The organism is Chitinimonas sp. BJB300, assembly GCF_002735695.1.
Lineage (GTDB): Bacteria > Pseudomonadota > Gammaproteobacteria > Burkholderiales > Chitinimonadaceae > Chitinimonas.
On the sequence record NZ_PDZH01000171.1, the window covers coordinates 1 to 6,145 of the forward strand.

Below are 6,145 nucleotides of genomic sequence, written 5' to 3' on the forward strand. Positions count from 1 at the left end.
CCACCTACCATCGCCGACAAGCCCGTTGCTGTCGCCGCACCAAACGTGCTCAGCAAATAGTCGGTGTACAAATCGAGTTCTTTGTTCTTCATGGCGACAGGTTATCGTATGCACTGCGTAACATCAGGTAGAAACTCACACGTTGACTTGCCCGCTTCCTGAGCCCAGGCCGCAATCAAGTCGACTAGCAATGATTGATCACCTACGCCGAACTCGATCTCTATTTCCCCAACGCTGTCGGCATTGCCGGCGCAACGCCGCGCTGCAGCGGCTTTTGCTGCTTAAGCTTGTCCATTACCACGTCGATAGCGGCATCCAGCTGGGTGTCCCTGCCCTGGTTAACGGCATCGGGCTCCAATGCCACTTCAATATCGGGTGCAACGCCTTCGTTCTCGATCCGCCATTCATTCTCTGGCGTGAAGAAGCGGAAGAACGGGACGGTCAGCACACCACCATCAATCAAGTTGGGATTCGCGCTGATGCCAATCAGCCCACCCCAGGTGCGGGTGCCAATCAACGGGCCCAGGCCCATGCGCTTGAAGGCATAAGGTAGGAAGTCCCCACCGGAACCCGCATCCTGATTGATCAGCATCACCTTGGGGCCATAGATCGCGCCACCCGGTGTTTCGAATACCAAACCATCACGGTCTTTCCAACCTGCCAGATAAGGCCGTGCCAACACATCGACGACATAGTTGGCCGCCTGCCCGCCACTGTTGCGCCGGTCATCAAGAATAACGGCCTGCTTGTCCACCTGAGCAAAGAACATCCGGTTGAAGTACTTGAAGCCCTCGCCTGCGGTATCGGGCAAATACACATAGGCTACTTTGCCACCGGTCTTGGCTTCCACATACTGTCGATTGCGCTCGACCCAGGCCCAAAGGCGCAACGCCCCTTCGTTGCCGATCGGCTCCACCGTGATGTTGCGCGCACCTTTACCGCTTGGGTCGCCACTCACGCTCAGTACAGTCTGCTTATCCAAGGTATTGTCGAGCAAGGCATACAGGTTTTGGTTGGCATCCAGCGGTCTGCCATTCACGGCAAGCAGATAGTCACCCTCCTTCACACCTAGGCCCGGTACGGCCAGCGGTGCTTTCAGGAAAGGATTCCAGCGGTCGCCACGGTAGAGGGTTTTGATGCGATACCGCCCGTTTTCCAACGCAAAATCCGCCCCCAGCAACCCTACTCTGGTCGATGGCTCCTGATAGATGTCACCACCCATCACGCGGTTATGGCCCACCTGTAGCTCGCCTATCATTTCGGCCAGCAATTCGTTCAGGTCTTCACGGCGTTGCACGTGTTTGAGCAGCGGTAGGTAGCGCGCATACACCGCCTGCCAATCCATCCCATGCAGCTTGGGGTCGTAGAAGTACTGCTGTTCCATCCACCAGGCTTCGTCGAAAATCTGCCGCCATTCCTGCTGTGGGTTCACCAGCATGCGCACCTGCCCCAGGCCGATGGGCTTGGCATCCAGCTTGACGCCCGCCTCTGCCGAACTCAACCTGCCACCGGCATATTGCAGCAATAGCTTCTTGCCATCGGCACTCATCCCGAAGCTGGTCAAATCGCCCGTCACGGCTTTGCTTTCCCGTTCGGCAAAGTCAAAGCGATACAAGACCGCATCGTTCTCATTCTCCGCTTCGGGTGGCTCATTGCTTACCGCGGGTGATCGATGTTCCAGATAGAACAACGCGCCATCAGCGGCCACTGCCAGCGAGTCGTAATCCCGCTCGGCCAGCGGCAGGGGGACGATGCGTTGCTGCAAGCCTTCGAAATCAATGCGTACTGGCTTGGGCTTGTCTTTCTCCTCACCCGCTTTATCACCCTTTCCATCTTTACCTCCCTTGTCAGGTGCGGCGTCGATACCCGCCTTGTCTTTTTTGGGCGGCTCCTCATCACCACTTCTGGGCAACAGGGGTGACTTGCCATTAGCCGCCAACACGGCTGCGTAAATACCGCTGCGCCGCACCCGGTCCTGAGTCGACATATCCAGGAATACCTGTGACGTACCGGAGTTGGTCGATGCCGTGAAGTAGAGATAGTCACTGGCAGCGAACATGGGGCTGTCTGCATGGCTGAGGCCATCGGTCACATTGCTGTGCTTGCCCGACTGGAAGTCGTACACCCGGATCTGACTGAAGTAATTTTCACCCTGCGTGGTGTAAGCCAGCCAACGGCTGTCAGCCGAGAAGGAAACCTTGAAAGCCTGCCGGCGCAAACTGGTGTCGATTCGGGTAATGCGGCCCTTATCCAGTGCCATGGCGTATAGGTTCAGGTGATTATCGTGATAAACGATGGTCTGCATATCGGGTGACCAAGCCAGCAGCGTGAAATATCCGTCTTTGCCCAATGCATAACGGCGAGGGGCTGTCAGCCCAGCCTGATCACGCACCAGCAGGCCCTGCTGCATATCCGCACCTGATAGATATGCCACCCGCTGGCCATCACGGCTCCACAGCCCATCACTTTCCCGCACATCTGCCGTTGCAGTCAGGTTGCGAGTCGATCCATCTTTCACCGGCACCGCAAAGATTTCGCCGCGCGCACTTAGCAATACCCGCTTACCGGATGGCGATAGCTGCGCCGAGGTGATGGTCTTGGTAGCGTCTTTCCACTGGCTACGTGCCTGCACAGCCTGCGGCGCAATATGCACCGGTATATCGCGGCTCTGGCCACTAGCGACATCAAGCTCCTTCAACACCCCACCCACTTCATAAACAATATGCTGGCCATAGGCTCCGGCATGACGAATATCCCAAACCATCTCATGGGTCAGCTGCCGCACCGTTTTGCTGTCGCTGCTGTAAGCAAACAGGTTGTCGGCACCGTCTGCCCGGTCCGAAATAAAGTACAGCGACTGCCCCAGCCACATCGGATTACCGTCAGTGGCATTCACATGCGGCACCTTTTCGACCACATTGGTAGCGGGGTTGATAACCCAGATAGGTGGGGTGGAACCTCCACGGCTTTGCCGCCAACCACTAGGGCCAATATAAGCGGGACGATAAGGCTGATAGGCCAAGCGCAAGCCATCTCCCGACCACTTGCCTGTATAGGCTACCGCTTCCATTACCTTGCGTTCCGCCCCCCCTTCGAGTGCGACTTCGTAAAGCTGATTACTGCGGCTGCTACCCACCTCGCGGTTTGAGGCAAACAACACCCGTTTGCCATCGGCACTCCAGCCGTTCACCACATCCGCGCCCGGGTGCCAAGTCAGGCGCTTTGCCTGGCCGCCATTCACCGATACCACATACACATCCGTGTTGTTGTCGTAATGGGCTGAAAACGCAATCCACTGCCCATCTGGCGAAAACTGGGGTGCTGATTCAGTAGCCGGATGGGCAGTCAGCCGAACCGGGCTTTGGCCGTTACGGTCTGTCAGCCAGATATCGCCGGCATAGACAAAGGCAAGGTGATCGCGTGACATGCTTGGTTGGCGCAGCAGACGGGTGGGCTCCCTATCGGCAGCCACGGCCAGGTTGGTGCCTCCCAGCAAAACACCAGCCCACCCCAGGGCCAAAATAAAACGGTTCTTCATGTTTCTACCTTGATTGGACGGGGATACAGCGATCCCCACAGCAATGCCTCAACCACCCATTGGAATGTGGTTGCGTTGAATTGGGTACGACAAGCGGGTGAAGTTGTGGAATATGCCACATTGCGGTCGGAAAGCATGGCTAATCCACAACATCCCAAATGTAACATTCCTAAAGGTATGTTTAGTAGCAAAACGCGTTTACGAGTGCTGTGGCGTAAATAGCGCATTCCCCAATGCTGCAATAGCCACTGAATACGATGCCCAGTGCGGCACGGTCACATTTACCTCAATCATCCCACCAGCCTTCCCCTTTACTGAGGAGTACAAACTCGGCAAAGCGCGCGGGCGACATCCACACTGATTTTTCCTTTGTCACGGAGCCGTGACAGGTCCGTAACACTCCCCTGCAACACTGCAACGCAATCGCCACACCCTAAACCCAGGAGGAAACATGCTGAAACGGATACCGACCCAGCTGATCGGGCTTATTGCTGTTGCACTTGTCACTACCGCCCATGCCGCCTACCCAGATGACCTGAAGCTGACAACCTGGAACACCATGCTGTTGCCGCTTAGCCTCTTCCCCAACTACGGGCAGATGGAACGTGCAGGGTTGATTGGCAATTCACCCATATTGAATGAGCAGGATGTCGTGGTGGTGCAGGAGGCATTCGACAATGAAGCCAGTGAGCTGCTGCTGGCCAAGCTGAAAATGCGCTTTCCCTACCAGACCCCTGTCATCGGCCGCAGCCCACGTGGCTGGGACAGCACAGAAGGCGGGTGGCGCGATACACCGGTTGAAGATGGCGGTGTCGCCATCGCCAGCAAATGGCCCATCGTTGAAAAAGTCCAATACCTGTATCGCACACCGGGTTGTGGCGATGACGCTCCAGCACTGAAAGGCTTCGCCTACGCCAAGATCAACATCAACGGCGAGTACTACCATGTGCTGGGCACCCACCTGCAATCGGAATCATCCTGGGGTTGCACTGGCAGCAGCGGCCATACTTCCGTCCGCCACGCCCAATTACAAGAAATCCACGACTGGGTGCGCCAAAAAGGCATTTCCACTAACGAGATCGTACTGGTGGCAGGGGACTTCAACGTCAACAAACGCAATAACGCCGAATACGCGACCATGCTGCAAACCTTGAATGCAGCCGTACCAAACTATGTGGGCATACCCGATTCCTTTGACACCCAACGCAATGGCTTGGCACTCGAGCGCTATGGCGCACGAACAGGCGATCCACTTGAATACCTTGACTACATCGTGGCACTCAAGGGCTACCGTCAGCCTACGGTCTGGCACAATCTGACGTTGGACCCGCCCTCACCACAATGGACAGTACACGACGCCGTCAGCAAGCGAACCTACGCTTACACCGACTACACCGACCACTATCCGGTGCAGGGCTTCGCCTACGCCGACAGCACCACCCCTACCCGCTCCTTCGTGGACCAAAGCGGCAGCTACCGTGGAGTAACGCTACAAAATATCGCCAACAGCCGCTATGTGCAAAGTAATAGCCAAAACGCGGGTTGGTTGCAAACCGATGCCAACGCTCCCAGCAACCGCTCACGTTTCAACCTGTCCAACAACTTCTCGATGCGTGACAACGGCTGCATTCGCAACAACGATTACCTACGCATTGAGCGCACCGACCAACCGGGGTGGTTCTGGACATGGTCTGGCACGGCCGGTAAAAACCAATACAGCTACTACACTGTGCAAGGATCGCTAGAGGCAGGCCCGGAACTCCGCCTCGTCAATATCAGCCACCCAGACGGCTGCCTGCGAGATGGCGACATTGTGGCCTTTCGTGATTGGGGCCTTGCCGCCGATTACTACCTTACTGCATGGAGCGGTGGCAGCTACAACGACCGCCTTTACCTATGGGAAAGCCGTCTTGGTGCAAACGAACAATTCCGGGTTCGCATCGAGCGCGCACCGCAACGGCTCGACTGGCAATCGCTGTTGAGCTATCGCCCCAACCATTAACGAACAGATTGAGATGCAGGGGGCTCGACCCGTGATTCCCAGAAAGCGCAACTCGGTGAAGGGAAATGCCGATTTGGATAAGGGGTTGTATCGCTACCGGCATTTGGTCGAGAACGCCTTTGCGCGGCTGAAGCATTACCGTGCAGTGGCATTCCGGTTCGACAAACTGAAGCGGAACTATGAAAGCATGGTTGCCATGGCCTGTGGCTTTCTATGGCTACCTATGTGAAACGTCAACAGACCCTAGGTGGCGCACCATTCAAAAAGTCATTGGCACCACGTAGTACTTCGACACGCTCAATCAGTTCCGCAGCTAGATATTGGCGCGGCAGCAGGCCATGCAAGCCGTTGTAGGTGTTCAGTCCCGACAATTGCTGGTTCAGATCGACCTTGAACCTTTCCGGCCCGGTTATCACGATTTGATAAGGGAGCACCTAAATAACTGATGTTACGCAGTAGCTGCGAGAAGCAGCTGTAGCTGATCATAAGCCGCGCGGGAGGCGTTGATCAGTAACTTGCGGCAAAGTGCGAATGGGTTCTTCTGCGTCTTGATGCTCAGGCATTCAAGTTTGAAGGCTGCGCAAATCGTCATGAACACATGGTTG

At 56.1% G+C, this 6,145-nt stretch carries 3 protein-coding genes and 1 pseudogene; 2 read left to right on the forward strand and 2 right to left on the reverse strand.

Annotated elements, in window-relative coordinates:
• Nucleotides 1-220: 220 nt before the first annotated feature.
• The gene (locus CSQ89_RS19110; protein ID WP_099407646.1) at nt 221-3,538 is read right to left on the reverse strand and encodes a S41 family peptidase; all 3,318 of its coding nucleotides are present in this window, start codon (nt 3,536-3,538) and stop codon (nt 221-223) included.
• Between the two features lie 451 nt (nt 3,539-3,989).
• On the opposite strand from CSQ89_RS19110, the gene sph reads away from it, so the two are divergent.
• Nucleotides 3,990-5,540, forward strand: coding sequence for a sphingomyelin phosphodiesterase (sph, locus tag CSQ89_RS19115; protein ID WP_099407647.1), 1,551 nt, complete (start codon nt 3,990-3,992; stop codon nt 5,538-5,540).
• Nucleotides 5,536-5,769: pseudogene (locus tag CSQ89_RS19120) on the forward strand (IS5/IS1182 family transposase); the annotation flags it as partial. The gene sph and the pseudogene CSQ89_RS19120, both read left to right, overlap by 5 nt.
• 4 nt (nt 5,770-5,773) lie before the next feature.
• Here CSQ89_RS19120 and CSQ89_RS22595 read toward each other — a convergent pair.
• Complete coding sequence (locus tag CSQ89_RS22595; protein WP_099407648.1) at nt 5,774-5,974, reverse strand: Plug domain-containing protein; 201 nt, start codon at nt 5,972-5,974, stop codon at nt 5,774-5,776.
• Between the last annotated feature and the right edge of the window lie 171 nt (nt 5,975-6,145).

Excerpts from the sequence above, each read along its gene's own strand:
- CSQ89_RS19110 (WP_099407646.1), bottom strand. The coding sequence starts at position 3,538 with ATGAAGAACCGTTTTATTTTGGCCCTGGGGTGGGCTGGTGTTTTGCTG.
- sph (WP_099407647.1), top strand. The coding sequence starts at position 3,990 with ATGCTGAAACGGATACCGACCCAGCTGATCGGGCTTATTGCTGTTGCA.